This window comes from Rhodonellum psychrophilum GCM71 = DSM 17998, assembly GCF_000381545.1.
GTDB lineage: Bacteria > Bacteroidota > Bacteroidia > Cytophagales > Cyclobacteriaceae > Rhodonellum > Rhodonellum psychrophilum.
Genome location: NZ_KB906674.1, coordinates 278,445 through 300,049 on the forward strand (window position 1 = coordinate 278,445; position 21,605 = coordinate 300,049).

Below are 21,605 nucleotides of genomic sequence, written 5' to 3' on the forward strand. Positions count from 1 at the left end.
GGTGGGGTTATCTATTATGCTTTAGACTCTTCTCCTTCAGCAGATGCTTCAGGTGCATCAGCTTCTGGTTCTGCTGCAGGAGCTTCTTCAGCAGGAACTTCAGCAACAGTAGGCTCAACAACAGGTGCTTTTGCAGCTTCGATTGCAGCTTTTGCGGCGGCAGCTTCAGCTTCAGCAGCAGCTACAACAGCCTTTGCTTCATCTTCCCTTGATTTGATGACATCCAAACGCGCTTGGTTCTTAGCAGTTTCTGCCTCGAATGCGGTCTGACGTGCTTCGTCTTTTGCTTTGGTTAATTTCTCTACCTTACCTGCGATGACAGTTTCTTTGCCTTCTGCCCACACTTGGAATTTCTCATCCGCCTGCTCTTGGGTGATTGCGCCTTTCAAGACACCAATCTGAAGGTGTTTCTTAAGCATCACGCCTCTGTAAGAAAGCATTGCTTTTACTGTATCTGTTGGTTGTGCACCATTCAACAACCATTTAAGAGCGCGCTCATTGTTGATGTTGATGGATGCTGGGTCAGAATTCGGGTTATAAGTACCGATTTTTTCAATAAAGCGTCCATCACGTGGAGCTCTTGCATCAGCTACTACTACGTCGTAAATGGCTAATTTTTTTCTGCCTCTACGCGCTAATCTGATTTTTACTGCCATATATTGTTGATTTTTAATGAATTGATGGATCTCGTCCATCCTATTTTTTGGACTGCAAAGATATGATTTTTTGATTGAAAAGAACAACTTCCATAATAATATTTGCACTTTAACAGATATATGACTTAAATTGCATCGTTTTTAGAAAGGAAAATCGTTTTGATCTCTTTTTCACAAACATTCTGGCCTCGTAGTTCAATGGATAGAATAGAAGTTTCCTAAACTTTAGATCTAGGTTCGATTCCTAGCGAGGCCACCAAAAACAGGTTATTAAACCATCTAAAGGGGACGATTGGTCCCCTTTTTTTATGCCTTATTAATATTCGTCTTCCTTCAAGTGAAGGATTTTTGGATGGACTGCAATGCCGGCTCTATATTATTGGAAAAATTCCGGGGTTCATGTCTGAAAGACATTGAAAACCAGTTCCCTCCAGTTCAATCGGGCAAACGGACTGGATGCCTTTTTGAGTGGCTGCAGGTGAATGGGATTTATCCGTTTTTTCAGAGAAACCCCATCCGAATCAACCCCGAAAAATGATTTGATTTATCCGACAATCCTGTTTGAAAATGGTTTTGAGAGTTTAAACTGTTCATGGTCTGTGACCTACCAAGTCCGATTTTTTTGCTGTTTTTTTTGTCAAAGGGAATCATTAACTTGGTACAAATTCTACCGGTATGTCAAAAGAAAAAACAGTTAAGAAGGCAGAGAAAAAAAAGCCTGAAAAAAATCTGAAAGAAAAAAGAGCAGAGAAAAAAGAGAAAAAAGATGGTAAAAAACGCGCTGGTTAATCAACCTTGCGATTGTTTTTTTATTCCTATTAATTAAGAAAGCCCTCCTCCTTTTTTGGACGGGGGCTTTCTTTATTGAATCCGAAAGATGTATTCCGTTTCCTAATGGGAGTGGAAACAGCTAGAAAATCAGACAATTTTGGGAATAACGGATATTCCCGATTTGTTGTCGTCAAAAATTGTAAACAAGGACTGATTACTCAAGAAATTTCAGGCCGCAATAGAATTGGGAATGCTGACACGGGCTGAATTGACTTGGATAAATTCACTTCCGAAGTTTCCGGATTGCTCCTCATTCTTTCCATGCATTTTTCAAAAAACCCAGCCAGTTGCCATGCATGACTTTTTTGAGGTCGGTTGGACTGTAACCTCTTTTTGTCAAAAGATTCGGAATTTTTTGGAAATCCCCTATGGTCTCGAGATCATAGGGGCATTGTTCCCGGCCAAAGGCACCGTCCAAATCCGAACCGATTCCGATATGATTGGCATTTCCGGCCAGCTGACAGATGTGATCCATATGGTCGATCATCTTCTCAAGATTACAATCCATTTCCTTTGGGTTTGATTTCCCCCTTTCCCAATTGGGGACCATCATCCAAGCATCCAAAGCCCCTCCGATCACGGCTCCCCTTTCGATCAATGCCTTGAGCTGATCATCGCTGAATTGCCTGTTGTGGTTCACCAGTGCCCGGCAGTTGTTATGGCTTGCCCAGACGGGACCGTTATAATTGGCCAGGGCTTCCCAAAAACTATCGTCACAGAGATGTGTGGCGTCCAAAATGATGTTGAGCCTTTCCATTTCTTTCAAAAGTTCTTTTCCATTCGGGCCCAAACCGCCCGTGGCATCTGTCCCATTTGCATACCTTCCAGGACCGTAATGGGCGGGACCCAAAGCACGAAGTCCGTTTTCGTACGCCTTCTCCAGGTAACTGAGGTTCACGATCGAGTCCGCACCTTCCAAGGAAAGGATGTACCCGATGGGTTTGTAGCTCCAAGGCAACTCAAACAGCCAGAGGTGGAGATGCTTTTCCAGGCTTTCAAGGTCATTTATCTGGACCATTTCCCCAGCATCTTCCATGGCTTTGTACCAGGCCAGTTGTCCTTGCGTCTGCGCCCAAGCCTGCTCTGGGGAATGCCATCCCGGGAGGGGATTTCCTTCTGACACAAAGCGGGCGATTTGGGTCGCCACCACCAAGCCAACTTCCCCTTTTCTCAATTCCGGAATACAAACGGTGGCCTTTCCACGGTCTGGTTTATCTACCATCCCATTTTCCCTCCGGTTGATCTCCGAAAGTGGTTTTCTCAAATCCCTGTTCCATTCGAGGGCATTCATGCTTAAATCAAGATGAGCGTCTATGGTGAACATGTTTGGAGTGTTTTTTTTTTTGTTAAATTTCCCCTGCCAGAGCAAGGAGTTTTCTTTTTTATGTATATCCGCAAAACGCCAGTAGAAGCCAAAAATCTTAATTGGAGGATTCTTCTTTCTTCCAGCTTCTGTCTTCCAATCCTTTTCTTAGAAAATATATTTTACTGGCCAACAGCGGTTGATCCTATCTCTTTTCATTGCTCCAGCTCAAACATGGCCTCTATTTCGACGGGAATATTGTCGGGAAGTGAGCCAAAGCCAACGGCGCTTCTGACCCCGATACCATTTTCCTCTCCCCAAACACTGGCAAACAATTCGCTGCAGCCGTTGATGACATAAGGATGTTTTTCGAAATCCGATGTGCAATTGACCATTCCGAGTACTTTTATTACTCGTTTCACTTTGTTTAGGCTGCCCAGATTCGCTTTTATCGTGGACAACATGGCCAAACCAACCTGCCGTGCGGCGGTTTTGCCGGCTTGAATGTCCAAATCCTCTCCGATTCTACCGATAATCAAAGTGCCATCCTCTTGAACAGTTCCATGTCCGGACAGATAAAGGTATTTGCCATCTATCAGGCAAGGCTTATAAACCCCAAGCGGTTTGGGTGGAGGGGGCAATATTAGGCCCAAAGCCTCAAAATTTTCTTCTGCTGTTTTCATCTTGTTTGTGTAAAAATTTTCACTTGAATGATCAAATTCCTTTTTTTCTGATGCAATTTAAATAATTAGATCCAAAAGCATGACGCCACCAAGCCCTACAACGGCCACAATGGTTTCCATCAAGGACCAGGACTTCAGGGTGTCTTTGATGCTGACATTGAAATATTCCTTGAACATCCAAAATCCAGCATCATTGAAATGGGAAAACATCAGGCTTCCCGCTCCGATGGACAGTACCAACAGATTCGGGTCCACCACACCTCCCGATACCAATGGCGCGATGATACCTGCGGTCGTCAATCCCGCTACGGTTGCTGAGCCTACGCAAACCCGGATGATGGCCGTGATCGTCCAAGCCAAAACCAAGGGATGAACATCCCATCCTTGAAGTCCGTCTGCAATGGTTTGGCTGACGCCACTGTCCATCAATACTTGTTTGAGCGCGCCTGCTCCAGCAATGATCAAAAGGATCATGGATATATCTTTGACCGAAACCACATACAGGTCCATCAATGTATTGATGGAAAAATTCATTCTTAGGCCCAAGGTATAAGTGGCCAACAGAAGGGAAATCAGCATCACCATCCCTGGGTCGCCAACAAATAAGATGTAGTGGTAAATGCTGCTGGTTTCAGGAATCTGAAAGGCCAAAACCGTTGTTCCGATCAACAGTGCAACAGGAAAGAGCGCCGAGAAAAAACTGTTGAAATTTCCGGGGAGTTCCTCTTCTCTTTTTGGTTTGGCCTGGAAAGTTTCCAAGGGAGAGGATTTGATGTTTTTGAGAAAACGTGCAAACAAAGGGCCTGCAATGATGATGGTGGGAATAACGATGATCAATCCATACACCAGAGTGAGTCCCATATTGGCTCCGAATTGGGCAACCAATGCCGCCGGAGAGGGGTGCGGGGGCAAAAAACCATGCGTTACGGACAATGCGGCCAGCAATGGCATTCCAACATACACCGCTGGCAATTTGTATTGGTAGGAAACTGTGAAAACCAAGGGGACCAGCAACACAAATCCTACATTGTAAAAAAGGGGAATTCCGACCACCAATCCAGTGACCATCATTGCCCAATGGACATTTTTCACGCCAAAAATGGCCATCAAAGTGTCTGAGATTCTCTGGGCGGCACCACTTTCCGCAACCAATTTTCCCAGCATGGCGCCCATGGTGATCACGATGACCAAATCCCCCAAAAGGCTGCCCATCCCCATTTGCACAGATTTGGCTATTTTTTCTGGTGGGATTCCCAAGAGGAAGCCTGCAAGGATGGAGGAGATCAAAAAGGCAAGAAAAGGGTTGAGTTTTACCCAGGTAATTAAAAGAATAAGCACCAGGATGCTAAGGAGTACAAATAAAATGGTCATAGGTAGGTTTGGGTTTGAGGTTTTAAGTTAAAAAAATATTTAAGAACCGCTCAACATGCCCATTGATATATTTGATGAATGGTAAAATTTCCCTGCCGTCAATCTTTAAGCAAGCGGAGGTATTGATGATTTTCCCTGTCCACAAAGGAGATGAAATACAATCCGGGCTTCAGGCCTTCCAATTCTTTTTCAAGGGATAATTTATCCAGTAAATCATGGTAGAGGATCACTCCCTGTGGGTTATGGATTTGGACAATTGTGGTTTTGGGCTCAAAAAATTCGGATAGAACTATCGATACCCGACCTGAAGAATAGGGATTTGGCCAGATCTTAACCCCGCTGATGCGATCCGGATTTTGAGAATTGATCATGCGGAAGACCTTGCTCAATGTTGATTTTCCATCTTTGTCGACTTGCTCTATTTTGAAATAAACCGGTTGTGCGCCATAAAAATCATGGTGTTCAAATTCATAATGTTGAACAATATCACTGTCTCCCCAGCTTGGAACCTCTCCAATCGATTTGAAGGATGCTACATTTCCCAAAGACTGAAGGATTTTGAATTTGTGGTTGTTCGTTTCTTTTGCAGTAGACCAGTTGACCTTAGCCCCTGCGGCAATTCTTTTCGCGGAGGTTTCCAGCCAGGTGACTGGAAGGATACTCATGATCCTAAAGCTGCCCACAGTTAAGGTTTGATTGTTCAATTCCCCAAAAGTGAGTTGCCTTCTGGCCCACAGTTTATCGGGATCCAAGCCGGGAAGGTGCGTTCCTGGAGCAGCTTGTCCCAGACTTACAATCCTGAGATCATCGACATCGTCCACGATGAGATTTTTAGCGGAAATTCTTAGCTCCAAATCATCTGTACCTGCATTTAGTCCAGAAAACTCAAAAAAACTGTACAATTGATACAAAATCGGAGTACCATCCGAATCATTGAACGAAGGGTCCCAGTCTGCTCCTGGGAATTCCAAAAACCGGATGGATAGATTCCCTCCGGGAGAATTTCCCAAAAGCCGGACTTCTCGAATGCCTCCCTGATAAAAATCCTCGAAGGGGAAAGCAGCGTTTGACCCATTCAATCCCATTGGTATCTGGTTGTAAACCAATTGGCTTAGATTCAGCCAGCTTCCGCCTTGATAGGTATAAAAACCATTTCCGCTGGTGTTGAGAAAGAGCCTGTTTCCTCCAAAATCGACCCTCCCGTTTTTCATAAGGAAATTCGATTTTATTCTGAGGTTATTGTTTGTCAAAAGGGTTCCGGAAGGCTTGTTGACTTCAATTTGGTGGAGGTCCATTTCAAGATTGATGATTTGTTGCGCTCCTGCGCCTTCAAATCGTAGGAATGTGGGACGATCCAATACGGCGCCACCGTTAAGATAAACAAAATTTCCTCTGAGGAAAATGGAATCATTCAGTGTTTTGGTGGCCGCATTCTCGAAAAACAAGTTCTGGTAGGTTTTGAAACGTCCTGATGTGGCCATAGTTGAGCGGAGCATTTGTTGGTTGCCGGTGTTTGAGCTGTAATACACACTTCCCTCCATGATAAAATTGGCCACATCCATGGTGGGGATATTTCCAGATAAAATTAGATTTCCCGTCGGCTTGAGGTGAAAAAGTGCTCCTGGAATGGACTCGGATCTTCGGATGATCGCAGACAGAGGCGCCGAACATGCAGAAATCAAGGTAGCCAAAGGCTCTATAATCAAATCTCCATAGGGATTGCTGCCATTGAAAATTGCCTGCGTATTGAAAGAAAAAGTGGAACAAGCGGGGATGCCCATCGTGTTGACGGTTTGGATCACCGTTCCGGATTGGATGATGAAGCGGTTTGCCTTAAATGCAGAATTGACAATCAAGGTTTCACCAAAATCCGGTTCAAAAACCACCGTGAATCGGCTGTTTGTGGTATTGGCACTCCAGGAAATCCGATCTACCACCGTTCTGGAAATCCCTTTGAAAACGATTTTCCCTGTTTCCGGGTAAATCCAATCTGTTGTGGCATTGGTCACGCTGTTGATTATAAATATTCCCGCGGTTTTATCCATACCCCTCAATGCACCGTAAACCTGAAGCTCAAAATTCTGGAGATTGAGTTTTCTTCCGGGGCTGGCAGCACTGAAGAGATAAACATTTTTGGCTTCTTCATTTTGCATCAGCCGGACTTCGTTGCCTTGATCAATGAAAATATTGTTGTTTCTGTCTGGTTTGAGGAGGGTGGGAATCCAAGCCGCCCCATTCCAAGTTTCCCAAATGGCGGGGTTTTGAAAGTTGCCGGAGGAAATGGTCCTGTAATCGTTGGTTTCCAATGCAATTTGTGCACAAAGCCTTGGACAGAATAAAAGGATTTGTAGGAGATTTAAGGAGAATATCCAGTAAATTCGCCACAAATTGTGAAATCTAAGCTTATGTTGGAGTTTGCAAAAAGTCATGCTTAAAAAATTAGGACCAGAATAAATCTATACATATGCCCCCTTATTTGAAAAAACTGTTGCTGATTTATTCGTTTATTTATTCGACTATTTTCATTGCCTCAGCGCAAGACTATCAGATCAGCCTGCTGACCTGTGATCCGGGAGAGGAATTGTACTCTGCCTTTGGCCACAGCGCTGTACGGGTTTTGGATAGGGAGACCGGACAGGATTTGGTTTTCAACTATGGGACTTTTGACTTCAATACCCCCTTTTTCTACGTGAAATTCACCCAAAGAACACTCGATTATATCTTGAGTGTGACCACCTACGAAAGGTTTTTAATGGAGTACCATTACAATGAAAGAGATGTCAGGGAGCAAATCCTGGACTTGAATCCTACCCAATCCGCAGATATGGTCCGTTTTTTACAGATCAACCAGCTTCCCGAAAACCGGGCTTACCGTTATGATTTCTTCTATGACAATTGCTCCACAAGGATAAGGGACATGATGGAATCGGTGCTGGGAAAAAGCTTGAAATGGAACGATGATCCCGCAGCAGAGGAGAAAACCTACCGGAACCTGATCGATGAATATGTTTATGCTATGCCTTGGGCGGATTTTGGGATTGACCTTGCCTTGGGTTCGGTCATAGACCGAAAAGCCTCAGAATGGCAAAAACAGTTCTTGCCGGATTATGTCGAAGCGGCATTTGCCACGGCTACGATAGAAGGGGATGGGCCAACCCGTCCTTTGGTCAAAGAAGAGCGAACAATCCTTGAATTTGCGGATGGAGAAGGGGACGGTTCTTTATTCAATCCCTATCTGCTATTTTGGTTAGTGGCCATCGTTTTTCTTTTGATTACTTATTTTGGATACAAAAAGCAACGCCTCCTGATTGGGTTTGACGTCACGCTTTTTGCGGTGTTGGGCGTCCTGGGTTTGGTTATTGTCATGCTTTGGTTTTTCACTTTCCATTCCCAAACCAAATACAACTGGAATATCCTCTGGGCATTTCCTCCTCACCTAGTCTTGGTATATGGCCTTCTTCAAGCCAAACCCGCAGTTTGGGTGAGAAAGTACCTGATGTTTGCCTTGATCATGGCCGATGCCGCCATTGTCTTTTGGATACTCGGCTGGCAATCTTTCCACCCGAGTATAGTGCCTTTATTGTTGGTCCTCATTCTCAGAACCAACTTCCTTTATTACAACCTGGACAAGTTCAAAAAGATCAGGGCAGGTAATTAAAGGAAGTTCGGAAAACTATTTGAGGGGTATTCTCTGTTTACTCTAAAATACAATACATCCTTATGGACTTCAGATTAGTTTCAGAATTCAAACCAACCGGAGATCAGCCCGTTGCCATCGAACAACTTGTCGAGGGTGTCAACAGGGGTGATGCCAGCCAAGTGCTGCTGGGGGTGACGGGTTCGGGCAAGACGTTCACCGTCGCCAATGTGATCCAACAGACCGGAAAGCCCACTTTGGTCCTGAGCCATAACAAGACCCTTGCCGCCCAACTTTACGGTGAATTCAAGCAGTTTTTCCCAGACAATGCCGTTGAGTATTTCATCTCTTATTATGACTATTATCAGCCGGAGGCCTTTATTCCCTCCAGCGGTACCTATATAGAAAAAGACCTTTCCATCAACGAGGAAATAGAGAAATTGAGGTTGAGCGCCACGTCTTCCCTGCTTTCGGGCAGAAGGGACGTGATCGTCGTGGCTTCGGTTTCCTGCATCTACGGCATCGGAAATCCCGATGAGTTTGGGAAAAACATCATCAAGCTACAGGAAGGGGATCGCATTCCCCGCAACCAGCTTTTGTTCAAGTTGGTGGACATTCTTTACAGTCGGGTCAATCAAGACCTTACCCACGGTACCTTCCGGGTAAAAGGGGACACGGTGGATGTTTTTGTAGCCTACGCGGACTTTGGGTACAGGATTTATTTTTGGGGCGATGAGATCGAAGCGATTCATAGAATCGATCCAGATTCCGGAAAGAAAATTTCAGACGAAAAAATCATTTCTATTTTCCCTGCCAATCTCTTCGTCACGGGCCGGGACGTGATCGATACCGCCATCCATGAAATCCAGGATGACATGGTGGCCCAAGTGGCTTTTTTCGAAAAGGACATGAGGTTGATCGAGGCAAAAAGATTGAAGGAAAGAACGGAATTCGACCTTGAGATGATCCGAGAGTTGGGTTACTGTTCCGGAGTGGAGAATTATTCCCGATACTTTGACAGAAGACTTCCCGGAACAAGGCCTTTCTGCTTGTTGGATTACTTTCCCGATGATTACCTGATGGTGATTGACGAAAGCCATGTGACGGTTTCCCAGGTTCGTGCGATGTGGGGAGGTGACCGTTCCAGAAAAATGAATTTGGTCGAATACGGTTTCAGGCTCCCTTCCGCATTGGACAATAGACCCCTTCAATTTGAGGAGTTTGAGAGCATCACCAATCAGGTGATCTACGTCAGCGCCACACCGGCCGATTATGAATTGGCCAAAACGGAGGGAGTCGTGGTGGAACAGATCATCAGGCCAACAGGTCTTCTGGATCCGAACATCGAAGTGCGACCAAGTGCCAATCAGATCGATGATCTTTTGGAAGAAATTGACCAAACCATTCAGGCTGGCGACAGGGTGTTGATCACCACGTTGACCAAAAGAATGGCAGAGGAACTCCAGAAATACCTGGAAAGAACCGGCGTGAAAAGCCGCTACATCCATTCCGAGGTAAAACCACTGGATAGGGTTGAGATTCTCAGGGAACTGCGATTGGGGGTTTTCGATGTATTGGTCGGAGTCAACTTATTGAGAGAAGGGCTGGATCTTCCCGAGGTATCCTTGGTGGCAATCTTGGATGCGGATAAGGAAGGCTTTTTGAGAAATGAACGGAGTTTGGTACAAACCATTGGTCGTGCTGCAAGGAATGAAAATGGAAGGGTGATCATGTATGCCGACAAAGTGACCAATTCCATGCAGCTGGCCATGGATGAAACCCGGAGACGGAGAGCTGTGCAATCAGAATACAACGAAAAGCATGGGATCACACCCACCACCATCATCAAATCCAGGGAAAAAATCCTGGGTCAGACCAAGGTGGCGGACAGCAAGAGAAATGCAAAAATCTACCAGGAAACCTTGGAATTGGAAGCACAGGTTGCCGCAGATCCCCTGTTGCAATACCTGAGTAAGGATAAACTCGAAAAACTGATCGGTCAGACCCAAAAGATGATGGAAAAAGCCGCCAAAGAGCTTGATTTCATGGAGGCTGCACGATTGAGAGATGAATGGCAGGGAATGAAAAACAGATTGGAGCAAATGAACAGAGGCGTTTCTGGATAATCACCGGATTTTTTTCTTCCTTTCTGAACAAAGGGCGAAATAGACGCTTAATCAATTCCCGATTAGAATTCAGTTCAGTGGCCATTTCGGAATGCTGGGATGTAGGATTTCTAAGCCTGGATACAAATGCCCTAAAAAAATGACACTTCAGGAAATACATAGATTGGCCCAGCAGGGGGAAGGTTTGAAGATCGAATTCAAAAAGAAAGCTGCATTTCCCGAAAAAATCGTTCGGGAGATCATCGCCTTGGCCAATACGGAAGGGGGGCATTTGTTGATTGGGGTAGACGATGATGGTACAGTGAGCGGACAGAAATTCATCGAGGAGGAGGTTTTTGTCATGGAAAAAGCCATTGCGGAACTGATCTTGCCTAAATTAAACTACCAACTCAGTGTGCTGAAAATCAATGCTAAGAAAGGAGTCGCTGTTTTTCATATTGAAAAATCAGAGCATAGACCCCATTTTTTGTTGGAGGGAAACCGAAAAAAAGCTTTTATAAGGGCTGCCGATCAAAGTCTTCATGCGAGCAAAGAAATCTGGGAAATCCTTCGGCAGGGCAAAAAACAAAAAGACATCATTTTTACTTACAGGGAAAAAGAGGATATCCTGATGAAGGCGCTGGCGCAAAAAGGAACCATCACGCTGAGTGAATATTGCAGTGTGGCCAATTTGCCCCGCATTTTGGCATCCAAGACGCTGGTTCGGCTGGTTTTGGCCAACGTGTTGAAAATTATCCCCCGAGAAACAGAAGACCTCTACTGCCTGAAAGAATAATTAGAGAGGTTTCGTGGCCTTTCCTCCGAAAAGATTGCCCATGATGCAATACGATTGGCATCAACTCAGGTCAAGGTCTGTTCCGTGCTGCTGGTTGAAGCCAATATTCCCCTGTAGACCTCCGGTATGGATGGCGAGGATTTTTGTTCCCCTTTCAAAAAACCCTTTGTTGATAAGGTCAAATAAGCCAAACATCATTTTCCCGGTATAAATCGGGTCAAGAGGAATTCCGGTTTGGAGATAGAAATCCTTTATAAAATCAACCAAGATCTTGTTATGTTTTCCATAGCCCCCAAAGTGATATTGATCCAAAATCTGATAATTTGAAGGTGGGGAATTGACATGCTGTTGAAGCAGGTCTAATATTTCCTGATGGATGAAATTTCCCTTTAGGGAAGAAAACCCCAATAACTGTTGGTTTGCCGCCAAGCTTGAGGCGATACCTGTAAAGGTGCCCCCAGTCCCGATGCTCAGGGATACAAAATCAAATTGTGCGTCATCAAGGGAGAGTATTTCACCACAGCCTTGGATGGCAAGTGCATTCGTACCCCCTTCGGGAATAAGGTAAAAGTGACCGAATTGTGCGGCCAGGCCCTCCAGGACTTCTGTTGTGTTTTTGGATCTGTAGGTGGATCGGTTCAGGTAGTGAAGCAGCATGCCCTTTTCCTTTGCGAAAGCCAGTGTAGGGTTCAAAGGAAGGGTTTCTTCTCCCCTGATGATACCGATTGCCTTCAATCCCATTTCCTTGGCTGCCACAGCAGCAGCATAAATATGGTTGGAATATGCACCTCCAAAAGTCAGGATTTGGGAATGGCCTTCCTCCTTTGCTTTTATAAGATTGTGTTTGAGTTTGTAAAATTTATTGCCCGAAACCAAAGGATGAACAAGGTCCAGTCTTTTGACAAAAAGATGGATGCCTTTCTCCAAAAGGAGAGGGTTTTCGATTTTTTGGGTGGGGATATGGGAAGGGATCAACAAAACATTCAGAGGAATTATTCTGCAAATAACCGAAACTTTATGAAATGCACCTTATTTTTGTAAAATGGAAGAAGTGTTTGACGGAGAAGAATTCGAAGAAGAAGAGTTGGAGCTCTTTGAACATTATAATTTTATTATCGATAAAGGGCAGTCTCCAACCCGTATCGATAAGTTCTTAACGGAAAGGGTGACCAATGCCACCCGAAACAAAGTACAGAATGCCATAGATACCGGAATGGTTTTGGTAAACGGTGCGGTGACGAAATCCAATTATAAGGTGAGACCTTTGGATGAAGTCAAGGTAATGATGGAAAGTCCGTCCAAGAAAACCGAATCCCAACCGGAAGATTTGGACCTCGACATATTGTATGAAGATGAGCATTTGATGATCGTCAATAAGCCGGCTGGGATGGTCGTTCATCCTGCGCATGGGAATTGGACCGGGACCTTGGTCAATGGATTGATGTATCATTTCAATCAATTGCCGGAACTTCCGGGAAATACCGGGAGGCCAGGATTGGTGCATCGGATTGATAAGGACACTTCGGGTTTGTTGGTAGTCGCCAAATCCGAATTGGCCATGTCAGACTTGGCTGGACAGTTTTTTCACCACACGATCGAGAGGACCTATTTGGCCTTGGTCTGGGGAGAACCAAAGGATGAGGTGGGAACCATAAACACCCACGTGGGCAGAAGTGCCAAAAACAGAAAGGTCATCGAAGCCTATCCAGACGGCAGCCAAGGAAAGCACGCGATCACGCACTGGAAGGTTTTGAAAAGCCTGAGGTACGTGTCTCTGGTGCAATGTAACCTGGAAACGGGGAGAACCCATCAAATCCGTGCCCACATGAGGTATATTGGACATCCCTTGTTCAATGATGCGATGTATGGTGGAGATAAAATCCGCAAAGGGACACAATTTTCCAAATATAAATCCTTCGTTCACAATTGTTTTGCGATGATCCCGAGGCAGGCATTGCATGCGATGTCGCTTGGATTTGTCCATCCTTTCACGAAGGAGAAAATGTATTTTGAGGCACCATTGCCTGCCGATTTCGCCCAAGTATTGGAGAAATGGGAGAATTATGTGACCTATGAGAATTAATGAATATTTGGTTTTCGAACCTTACCAGGAACTGAATCATTAAATAAAAAAAAGCAGAGAAGCGCAAAGGGAATAAGGTCAATTTTGACTTATTTACTTTTGCGCTTTTTTATGCCCTTTTGTGAGCATGACATTCCCTTTTTCAAGAAATTTTATTCTGAATGAATGAATATAAGAGCCAAAACCTCCCATGAAAGATGAATTTTTGAAGATTTCGAGTGGGGGACGCGAAAGTGTTACACAATTATTAATTTATCCATTATATTTTAGCAAATCATTAAACATTTTGCTAAATTTTTTTGAATTCTCAATAGGAAACTTCAATTCAATTGTCAAGTTTTCAAAATCGGGGTTTTCGCAATCGTTGTAATTTTTATTTATTTAAAAAATATCCCGTTATTTTAAATTTACTGTAAATTTTTAGCAAAATTATTGAATTATTTTTAATAACAGATTCTGTGCATTACCTTTGATGTATCAAGAATGGCAAAAGGCTTTGTTGACATATACTGTAAGGTGTTGAAATTGGCAGACAAGCCCTCCGGTCTCGAGGGTGGAGATAAATGACAAAGCATATATGGAGCTCGTATATTGCCTAAATGCTCCGTAGAGGTTCGAGTCCTTTCCTTACAGCAGGTTATTTTGGGTTTATTGTTAATTGACTAAAGCTATGAGATTTTGTTTCATAGCTTTTTTTATTGTCTAAAAATTCAGAAGGAAAAAGAAACATTATTTTTCAAAAATCACTTATTGCCATATAAAACCAATCAATAACATAGAAATGTAGCTAGAAGTGGTTTGGGGGATTGAGAATTTGCCAATTATTGCTCCTTATTTTATCGTTTTTTTATTATTTGGCAATATATGTTTGTTATATTGATGATAATGTAAAAATTATTATATTTTCTTGATAATTGTTTAATAAACAAACCAGTTTGTTAACTTTGGCAAAATATTTAGGCAAAAGCGCTTGAATCAACCTTTGTAGGATGTTGAAACTGGCAGACAAGCCCTCCTGTCTCGGGGGTGAGGAGTTTAGGATAAAGCGCACATAGAGCTCTTGTGTTGCCTAACTACCTCGTGGAGGTTCGAATCCTTCTCCTACAGCAATTTATCCAACACAAAAAAGGGAATTCAAAGGCTGCTTTTCGGCACTTTTGGATTCCCTTTTTTTTGTCCCCATAAAACAGGAAACTTTCTTTTTATTTTTTCAGGCCGAATTGTATTACTTTTACCTTAGTAGATGCACCTATGGCAGAGAAAAAAGATAAAGAAAAATTTGGATTTAGACCTTCCCGGAAGCTTTTGAGGATTTTAGGCTGGTCTGTTATTGCCTTGCTCTTTCTTCAGGTGACCCTTTATTTTTCCGCAGACTTCTTGCTTCGGAATTTTTTGAAGGAGAAGGTGAAATTGGCCTCGAACAACAAATATGAGATAGATTTTGACCGGTTTTATATTTCCTTGCTTCAAAGGGGAATATCTTTTGATGGATTCGTCCTCAGTCCCGTGGAAAGCGAACTCTTGGAGTTGTCCGGGAACCCTTTTTATAAGATTTCCATGCCGGAGATTTCCCTGAAAAACATCAATTACCTATTTAGAAAAAAGGAATTCCAAATAGGAAAACTCTCGCTGGACAGTCCGGTCATTGATTTCTTTCTGGAAAAAGAGGGGCTTGATGAAAACCAGGAGTCTGCACTTAAAGTCCTTCAGGAGGAGATCAAAAAATCATTTTTGGGATCAAGTTTGGAGGAAATAAGGATTAAAAACCTGTTTATCGAAAATGCTGATTTTCTGTTCAGGAATTTCATCAGCCAACATGCCATTCAGGCGGTCAATGCGGATTTGTGGATGAAAGACATCCAATTGCTCCAAATGAGAATTCCCGAAACGCCCTTCAATGCAGAGGGTTTTTCGGTGGATCTCGAGCAATTTGAGGTCATGTTGTCGGACAGTGTACACAGAGTAAAGGCATCGGAAATCCATATTTCCTCCCTGAAACAATATATCCAAGCCAATAAAATCGAGATTATCCCGGATCTTTCCAAAGCCTCCAAGACTTACCTGAAAATAAATCTTGATGACCTGGAGCTCACGGATGCCGATATCAACAAGGTATTCTACACTTCAGAAGTGGAAATTGGGAAATTGAAACTGAACAAACCTATTTTTGATCTTATTTCCACCAAAAGCTCGAAAAAAGCAGAGACCGATATTTTTGATCTTTATGCTTTGATCGAGGGCTTGTTGAAATCGATCAGTATTACAGATTTGTCCATTGAAGAAGGGCAGTTTATGCAGCGGAATTTTTCGGATCAGGCCAAACACCGGATCAAGGCCGAAAGGATAGATTTTGTGATGAAGGACGTGTACATAGGTCCGGATCAGGAGAAGAAAAAAAATCAGTTCTTTTATTCCCAGGATGCCCAGGTGGACCTTTTTCAGGTAGAACTGGCTCTGGTGGATAGCATTCATTGGATCCGAGGAGATAGGGTGCAGCTTTCTTCTTTTACGGACGACATCAAAATAGAAGGGTTTACACTGACGCCTTTCGTGGAGAATGAGCTGGACCAAAATAAGACCTTGATTGAAATCGATATTCCCGAATTGAATATCAATGAGGCCAATCTGAGGAAAATCTATAACGAAGGGATCTTGGATATCCGGGAAATCGTGCTGATGAAGCCCGATATTCTCTTGAAGGATGTGCAGGGAAAAGACCAGGAGAAGTTGCCATTTGACCTTGAAATGATCACCCGTGATTTCCTTTCCTCTATCTATGTGGATCGACTGGAAATTCAGGAGGGGTCCTTGATTCTTGACAATAACCTGAGAGTCCGGCAGGATAGCCTTTCATTTGGGAAAATCAATCTGGTGTTGGAGAATTTTTCCCTCGATGAAAGCACGGGCGATGGGGAATTCAAGGGGATTTTTATGGCAGAATATCTTCAGCTTGAGCTGGATGATTATGCTTTGAAACTTTCCGACAACCTCCATGTTTTTACCGCCGACAAATTGTTTTTGGATACCAAAAGGGAGCTGATCAGGATAGATGGTTTTTCGATCAGACCCGAATACCCCGACCAAATCCAGTCTGCCTTGGACCGATATGGGAAAACGACGAGCTTGGATATTTATATCCCCCAATTCCTGGCCACAGGAGTCGATATTCCAAGAGCCTATTTTGAAGGGGTTTTGAAGGTGAAACAAATCAAGGTGCCTTCGCCAAAAATCAATTTGCTCAGGTACAGGACCAAAGTGGATGATTTAGGAACTCCAGTCAAACAACAGGATATTTTGGACCTTTTGACCAGTTATTTTTCAGAGGTAACCGTAGATTCCCTCATCTTGGAAAAGGGAACCCTTAATTTCGAGAATTATGCCGGGGACCGAATGAGAACCTTTTCGGAAGACAACGTATCCATAGCAGTGAAGAATTTCCACATCCACGAAGGGACCGACCCGGAGGCTTTCAAGCTTCTGTTTTCTGAAGAAGTGGACCTCAGGCTGAACAATTATGTATTCAGTCTGGCCGGTGGGAAATACAATATCCTTGCAGACAGGATCAGTTTCAACACGGCAAGAGAAGAAATCATCACCTCCAATGTAAGACTTAACCCCAGCAGGAACAGCAAGGATAAAGCCAGTGTTTCGGCTCAAATCCCCTCTCTAGCTTTCCGTGGAGTCGACATAGAGGCCTTCTTGTTCGACAATACCCTAAGTTTGAGCAAGGTTTCGCTCTTGGGGTCGAAAGTCAATCTATTGATCAACAAGGATTTTGAAGAGGACGAAAAAGCTGTTTCCAGAAGGAGGGGAAGCCGCGATAGGAACCTTCCCAAGACCATTGATGTGGTCAAAATAGACACCGTCGAAGCTGGAAAAGCGATCTTCAATCTTGCTTTCAGGGAAAATGGTGTCCAGCGTGAATTGATGAATACGGGGATAGACTTGACCATTTATGATTTTTTGCTAGACTCCGCCAAATTGTCCCAAGGTGATATCGCAGGGTTTTTTAGTGGAATGTCGATGGGTGTGGATGAATTTTGGCTAACCTTGGCTGATAGCATCCATCAAATCACCTTCAGTAAGGTGGAACTAGATACCCGGAATGAAGGGATTTTGCTGAATAACTTTAGGGTGATCCCAAAGAATCTTTCGGGAAAACCCGGGGTGCCCGTTATTTCAGCACATATTCCGAGGGCGCTGATCAAAACCAACGTGTTGACAGAACTTCAGTCCAGCAAAGATCTTTGGCTGAAGGAATTGAGGCTTTTCCGGCCGGATATAGAGGTTTTTGTGGACGAGGTAAGCCTTGAAACCAAGGAAGAGGAATTGAGGGCCATCAAAGATTTATTCCTTGAAAACATGATCATCGATGACTTCGAAATTGTGGAAGGGAACTTGGCCATTCTCGACAAAAATTCCTCCAAACCCACCCGGAACTTCAAGAAACTCAACATGAGTTTGGCCGATCTCCGGGTTGACCTGAGGGATCTTTCAGGATTGGACCAAAAAAGCTTGCTCGAAAAGGACTTCAACATCACCCTGCCCAACTATCATGTATTGCTAAAAGACTCCCTGAACCAGATTCACATTGGAATGATCACCCTGACCAATAAGGGGCTAAAGCTGCAGGCTGTGAAAATGACCCCGAGATTGGGCAGATATCAATATACCAGACAATTCGGAACCCAGACCGACGTGATCCAGGTCATTGCACCTGAGATCTTGGTGAAGGATTTGGATTTGGTAAGATTTGTCCAAGACCAAGAGCTAATTGCGAAGTCGATCAGTATAACGGGTTTGGAAGCCGAGATATTCAGGGATAAAAGGTATCCTATTCCAAAGGATAATTATAGGTTTATGCCGCAAGCGCTCATGAAAAAGTCAGGAATGGTGGTTCATTTGGATACACTCCAAGTTTTCAATGGAAAGATCAGTTATACTGAATTTCCGGAAAAGGGAATGGTTCCAGGGGATATATACTTCTCAGAATTAAATGCAAGCCTGTTCCCCTTCCACCTGAATAAGGAATCGAACGCCTATCCGACAGAAATGACCTCAATTTCAGCAAATGCGCTCCTGTTTGGAGAGGCTTTGCTTGGCTTGGAGGGGGAATTGTATTTTGAGCATCCCTTTCCGATGGAGATCTCTGTAAAAATCGGGGAACTTGACCTGAGGCGTGTCAATTCGATGACAGAAACTAATGCGTTTGCACGAGTGGAAGATGGGAAAATAAACAGTGGAGAATGGTCGTTCATCGCGGATGACAACAGTGCCAAAGGGAACATGACATTGCTTTACAACGATATCAAAGTGGTCTTGCTGGATGAAAGAACCCTCGAAAAGGCCAAAGGAAGAAGAAGGATTTTGACCTTTGTGATCAATACATTTGCCGTGAAAAGCCACAATCCACGGAAATTGTTTAAAAATACCGTCAGTTCCACGATATATGAACCACGGGATGACCAGCGCTTTATTTTCAATTACTGGTGGGCAACAACGATGTCAGGCTTGAAAGGGAGTGTTGGACTTGGGCAACCCAAACCGCCGAAGAAAAAGAAAGAAAAATAGGAATCGAATTTATAGGGATAATCACAAAAAAAAGCCCGTTGGATTTTACCATCCAATGGGCTTTTTTTTACACAAGCAAACGTGCCCTTGTCATCTCGTTTTTGTCCGAAGGACCAGGGAGAATTTCTACCTCCAGTCCCAAAGACTTGAGGTCTGATCGCAGTTGGTTTTCAGCACTCGGGGTCACCAAAACAGCATTGGGGTTCATGGTTTCCACTACCTTCTCCAAGATGGATTTATCCCAAAGTTCCGCTTGGGTCTTTTTTGAAAAAGGATTGTAAAAAACCACGTCCGCGTGATACAGAACGGCATCTTCCAAGGTGGTTTTTTCCTTTTTCATGTTGAAATATTCCGAAGCGATGAAGCCCTCGTCCCATGGTGCCTCATGGAGCCTATTGAAATAAGGGGCAAAATGGTAGATCGTTTGGTCTATTTCGGTATAATTCAACTGGGAATAAATCTCCTTGTCAACCGGGAAAGGTTCGATGGAATGGTACAGGACTGGGATTTTGTTTTGTTCGGCCCAGACCAAAGTCAGCCAGGCATTCAGACCAGTTCCAAATCCCACTTCGAAAACCCGGATGGGTTGAACCCCTTGATTGCGAATAAGCCAAGCTTCGAGTCCATAGAGCATAAAAACATGGATGGCTTCGCGAAAGGCCCCTTCCATGGAATGATAGGTTTCGTCAAATTCCGGTAAAAGCAAGGTATTGGATCCGTCCGCTGTTGTGACGATCTTGATTTCTTTGTTCATGTGCTATTGATGATATATTAAGGCGACGCAGTAGGCGGAGATGCCCTCTTGGCGACCGACAAAACCCAGGTTTTCAGTAGTGGTGGCTTTGATGGAAATATTGTTTTCGGGGATTTCCATCACAGTAGCTAAGCATTTTTTCATCTCGGGAATGTGGGGATTGACCTTTGGGATTTGAAGACAAATTGTGGTATCTAAATTTCCGATTTCATATCCTTCCTTCCGAACAAGTACCATTACTTCCTTCAACAGGATCTTACTGTCGATCCCTTTGTATTTGGGGTCTTTGTCCGAAAAATGAAACCCAATGTCCCTAAGGTTGGCAGCGCCAAGAAGTGCATCACAAATCACATGGATCAGTGTATCTGCATCGGAATGCCCTACGGCACCTTTTTCGTGCTCCAGCTTGATGCCCCCCAGCCAAAATTCATATCCCTCTTTGAGTTGATGAACGTCATAACCAAAACCTATTCTAAAATTCGTCATTTTCTGATTCCGTAGTATTTTTTAATGGATCAAACTGGTCAAACTCCCGCTTGCATACAGGCCTAAGCCCTGCTTTTATAATAGAGAACGGAGCTGTTTTCCTCTTTTAAAATCTTGTTGGCCCAAGAAAGAATTTCTTCTGGCTTGATCCGGGTCTTTTTTTCGTATTCGGTTTGATAGTGCTCCGGATTTCCCAAGTGTGCATAATAGGCAAGGCTCATGGCGCGGTTGAGCAACTCAATCGACTCGTACGTCTTCATGGCTTCCGCTTGGTTTTTTACCTTGGTGAGGATGGATTTCTGGATTGGGTTGTTTTTAAAATCTTCAATGACATCGTCCAGTTCCTTTTCCGCTTCTTCCGCGGATTGGCCTTTTTCCATTTTCCCCGAAAAAACCAAGAGTCCAGGATCCACACTTCCCAAAACATAGCCTCCCACAGATGCAAAGACCTTTCCGTTTTTCACCAATCTCTGCTCTAGTGTGGATGATCTGCCAAAACCCAAGATGTCGGTGATCAGATCAGCCTCCAAATAACCATCGTGGAGCCTTGCTGGCATATGGTACACCTTATACAAGGCATCGGTGGGTACATCGGCCTCAATGGTCAGCGTTTTTTTGACTTTTTGCGGGAGTTCTTGCAGAATGCCTTTCTTGGGTAATATTCCTTTGGGGATATCTCCAAACCACTTTTCCACCAGGTTTTTTACCTGCTCCAAGGTCACATCGCCGGCGACTACCATGGTGGCATTGTCGGGTCTGTAGTGGGTGTAGTAAAAGTCGGCGACATCGGCAGCGGTAAAGCCGATAATATCTTCAAGGTTTTTGCCGATTGTGGGCCACTGATAGGGATGTGTATCATAGGCCAGACCTTTCAAATGGTGAAAAACATCTCCATAGGGTTGGTTCAGGTACCGTTGCTTGAATTCTTCCAAAACCACCTTTCTCTGGGTTTCAATCGTCTTCTCGCTGAGGTTCAATTGCAGCATCCGGTCAGATTCCAGCCAAAAGGCGGTTTCGATATTGATGGCTGGAAGCGTGATATAATAATTGGTGATATCCGTGTTGGTAAAGGCATTGCAGGAGCCTCCGACTTTCTCCAAAGGGGTGTCGAACACAGGGACATTTTTCGAACTCCCGAACATGAGGTGTTCAAAAAAATGTGCCAAGCCTGTTTTACCTGGAATTTCATTTCTGGATCCTACCTTGTAGAGGATGTTCAAAACGGCCATCTTGGTGGTATGGTCCTCATGGACCAAAACCTGTAAGCCATTGTCCAGAACAAATTTTTGGTAGTCGATCATATTGAGTTTTAAGCAAAGCTAATAAATT

General features: G+C 43.9%; 14 protein-coding genes and 1 tRNA gene. 6 read left to right on the forward strand and 9 right to left on the reverse strand.

Annotated elements, in window-relative coordinates; translation table 11 throughout:
• Positions 1-14: 14 nt before the first annotated feature.
• Positions 15-695 carry a 30S ribosomal protein S16 gene (locus F824_RS0104415; RefSeq protein WP_019596653.1) on the reverse strand — a complete coding sequence of 227 codons (681 nt, stop codon included), beginning with the start codon at positions 693-695 and terminating at the stop codon, positions 15-17.
• 145 nt (positions 696-840) lie between these two features.
• Here F824_RS0104415 and F824_RS0104420 point away from each other — a divergent pair.
• A tRNA-Arg gene (locus tag F824_RS0104420) sits at positions 841-915 on the forward strand.
• 822 nt (positions 916-1,737) lie between these two features.
• Here the strand turns inward: F824_RS0104420 and F824_RS0104440 are convergent.
• The 4 genes from F824_RS0104440 to F824_RS25540 form a co-directional block, all read right to left on the reverse strand.
• Complete coding sequence (locus F824_RS0104440) at positions 1,738-2,811, reverse strand: dipeptidase (protein WP_026333494.1); 1,074 nt, start codon at positions 2,809-2,811, stop codon at positions 1,738-1,740.
• 194 nt (positions 2,812-3,005) lie between these two features.
• Positions 3,006-3,473 (reverse strand): RidA family protein, encoded by a 468-nt coding sequence (locus tag F824_RS0104445; protein WP_019596658.1) that lies wholly within the window; start codon positions 3,471-3,473, stop codon positions 3,006-3,008.
• A gap of 57 nt (positions 3,474-3,530) precedes the next feature.
• Entirely contained in the window at positions 3,531-4,844 is a 1,314-nt protein-coding gene (locus F824_RS0104450) for a gluconate:H+ symporter (RefSeq protein WP_019596659.1), read from the reverse strand.
• A gap of 98 nt (positions 4,845-4,942) precedes the next feature.
• The gene (locus tag F824_RS25540) at positions 4,943-7,150 is read right to left on the reverse strand and encodes a hypothetical protein (protein WP_019596660.1); all 2,208 of its coding nucleotides are present in this window, start codon (positions 7,148-7,150) and stop codon (positions 4,943-4,945) included.
• A 158-nt stretch (positions 7,151-7,308) separates the two neighbouring features.
• Here F824_RS25540 and F824_RS0104460 point away from each other — a divergent pair, with 158 nt between their 5' ends.
• The 3 genes from F824_RS0104460 (at position 7,309) to F824_RS0104470 (ending at position 11,382) form a co-directional block, all read left to right on the forward strand.
• On the forward strand, positions 7,309-8,502 hold the full coding sequence (locus tag F824_RS0104460) for an Lnb N-terminal periplasmic domain-containing protein (RefSeq protein WP_019596661.1): 1,194 nt from the start codon (positions 7,309-7,311) through the stop codon (positions 8,500-8,502).
• 62 nt (positions 8,503-8,564) lie between these two features.
• A complete protein-coding gene (gene uvrB, locus F824_RS0104465) occupies positions 8,565-10,607 on the forward strand; it encodes an excinuclease ABC subunit UvrB (protein WP_019596662.1) in 2,043 nt (680 codons plus the stop codon).
• Positions 10,608-10,746: 139 nt separating this feature from the next.
• Positions 10,747-11,382, forward strand: a complete 636-nt coding sequence (locus F824_RS0104470; protein ID WP_019596663.1) for an AlbA family DNA-binding domain-containing protein — start codon at positions 10,747-10,749, stop codon at positions 11,380-11,382.
• A 60-nt stretch (positions 11,383-11,442) separates the two neighbouring features.
• Here the strand turns inward: F824_RS0104470 and F824_RS0104475 are convergent, their stop codons facing one another.
• Positions 11,443-12,360: a 1-aminocyclopropane-1-carboxylate deaminase/D-cysteine desulfhydrase gene (locus tag F824_RS0104475; protein WP_019596664.1), complete on the reverse strand. Its 918-nt coding sequence runs from the start codon at positions 12,358-12,360 to the stop codon at positions 11,443-11,445.
• Between the two features lie 64 nt (positions 12,361-12,424).
• Between F824_RS0104475 and F824_RS0104480 the strand changes: the two genes are divergently transcribed.
• Both F824_RS0104480 and F824_RS0104490 read left to right on the forward strand, forming a co-directional pair.
• Positions 12,425-13,465 carry an RluA family pseudouridine synthase gene (locus F824_RS0104480; protein ID WP_019596665.1) on the forward strand — a complete coding sequence of 347 codons (1,041 nt, stop codon included), beginning with the start codon at positions 12,425-12,427 and terminating at the stop codon, positions 13,463-13,465.
• A 1,251-nt stretch (positions 13,466-14,716) separates the two neighbouring features.
• Positions 14,717-19,036, forward strand: a complete 4,320-nt coding sequence (locus tag F824_RS0104490; RefSeq protein WP_019596666.1) for an AsmA family protein — start codon at positions 14,717-14,719, stop codon at positions 19,034-19,036.
• A gap of 67 nt (positions 19,037-19,103) precedes the next feature.
• Here F824_RS0104490 and mnmD read toward each other — a convergent pair whose 3' ends face one another.
• The 3 genes from mnmD to F824_RS0104505 form a co-directional block, all read right to left on the reverse strand.
• The gene (mnmD, locus tag F824_RS0104495) at positions 19,104-19,790 is read right to left on the reverse strand and encodes a tRNA (5-methylaminomethyl-2-thiouridine)(34)-methyltransferase MnmD (protein ID WP_019596667.1); all 687 of its coding nucleotides are present in this window, start codon (positions 19,788-19,790) and stop codon (positions 19,104-19,106) included.
• A 3-nt stretch (positions 19,791-19,793) separates the two neighbouring features.
• Complete coding sequence (ispF, locus tag F824_RS0104500; RefSeq protein WP_019596668.1) at positions 19,794-20,276, reverse strand: 2-C-methyl-D-erythritol 2,4-cyclodiphosphate synthase; 483 nt, start codon at positions 20,274-20,276, stop codon at positions 19,794-19,796.
• 62 nt (positions 20,277-20,338) lie between these two features.
• Positions 20,339-21,577 carry a M16 family metallopeptidase gene (locus F824_RS0104505; RefSeq protein WP_019596669.1) on the reverse strand — a complete coding sequence of 413 codons (1,239 nt, stop codon included), beginning with the start codon at positions 21,575-21,577 and terminating at the stop codon, positions 20,339-20,341.
• Between the last annotated feature and the right edge of the window lie 28 nt (positions 21,578-21,605).

Excerpts from the sequence above, each read along its gene's own strand:
- uvrB (WP_019596662.1), top strand. The coding sequence starts at position 8,565 with ATGGACTTCAGATTAGTTTCAGAATTCAAACCAACCGGAGATCAGCCC.
- F824_RS0104450 (WP_019596659.1), bottom strand. The coding sequence starts at position 4,844 with ATGACCATTTTATTTGTACTCCTTAGCATCCTGGTGCTTATTCTTTTA.
- mnmD (WP_019596667.1), bottom strand. The coding sequence starts at position 19,790 with ATGAACAAAGAAATCAAGATCGTCACAACAGCGGACGGATCCAATACC.
- F824_RS0104490 (WP_019596666.1), top strand. The coding sequence starts at position 14,717 with ATGGCAGAGAAAAAAGATAAAGAAAAATTTGGATTTAGACCTTCCCGG.
- F824_RS0104505 (WP_019596669.1), bottom strand. The coding sequence starts at position 21,577 with ATGATCGACTACCAAAAATTTGTTCTGGACAATGGCTTACAGGTTTTG.
- F824_RS0104445 (WP_019596658.1), bottom strand. The coding sequence starts at position 3,473 with ATGAAAACAGCAGAAGAAAATTTTGAGGCTTTGGGCCTAATATTGCCC.
- F824_RS0104440 (WP_026333494.1), bottom strand. The coding sequence starts at position 2,811 with ATGTTCACCATAGACGCTCATCTTGATTTAAGCATGAATGCCCTCGAA.
- F824_RS0104470 (WP_019596663.1), top strand. The coding sequence starts at position 10,747 with ATGACACTTCAGGAAATACATAGATTGGCCCAGCAGGGGGAAGGTTTG.
- F824_RS0104415 (WP_019596653.1), bottom strand. The coding sequence starts at position 695 with ATGGACGAGATCCATCAATTCATTAAAAATCAACAATATATGGCAGTA.
- ispF (WP_019596668.1), bottom strand. The coding sequence starts at position 20,276 with ATGACGAATTTTAGAATAGGTTTTGGTTATGACGTTCATCAACTCAAA.
- F824_RS0104460 (WP_019596661.1), top strand. The coding sequence starts at position 7,309 with ATGCCCCCTTATTTGAAAAAACTGTTGCTGATTTATTCGTTTATTTAT.
- F824_RS0104480 (WP_019596665.1), top strand. The coding sequence starts at position 12,425 with ATGGAAGAAGTGTTTGACGGAGAAGAATTCGAAGAAGAAGAGTTGGAG.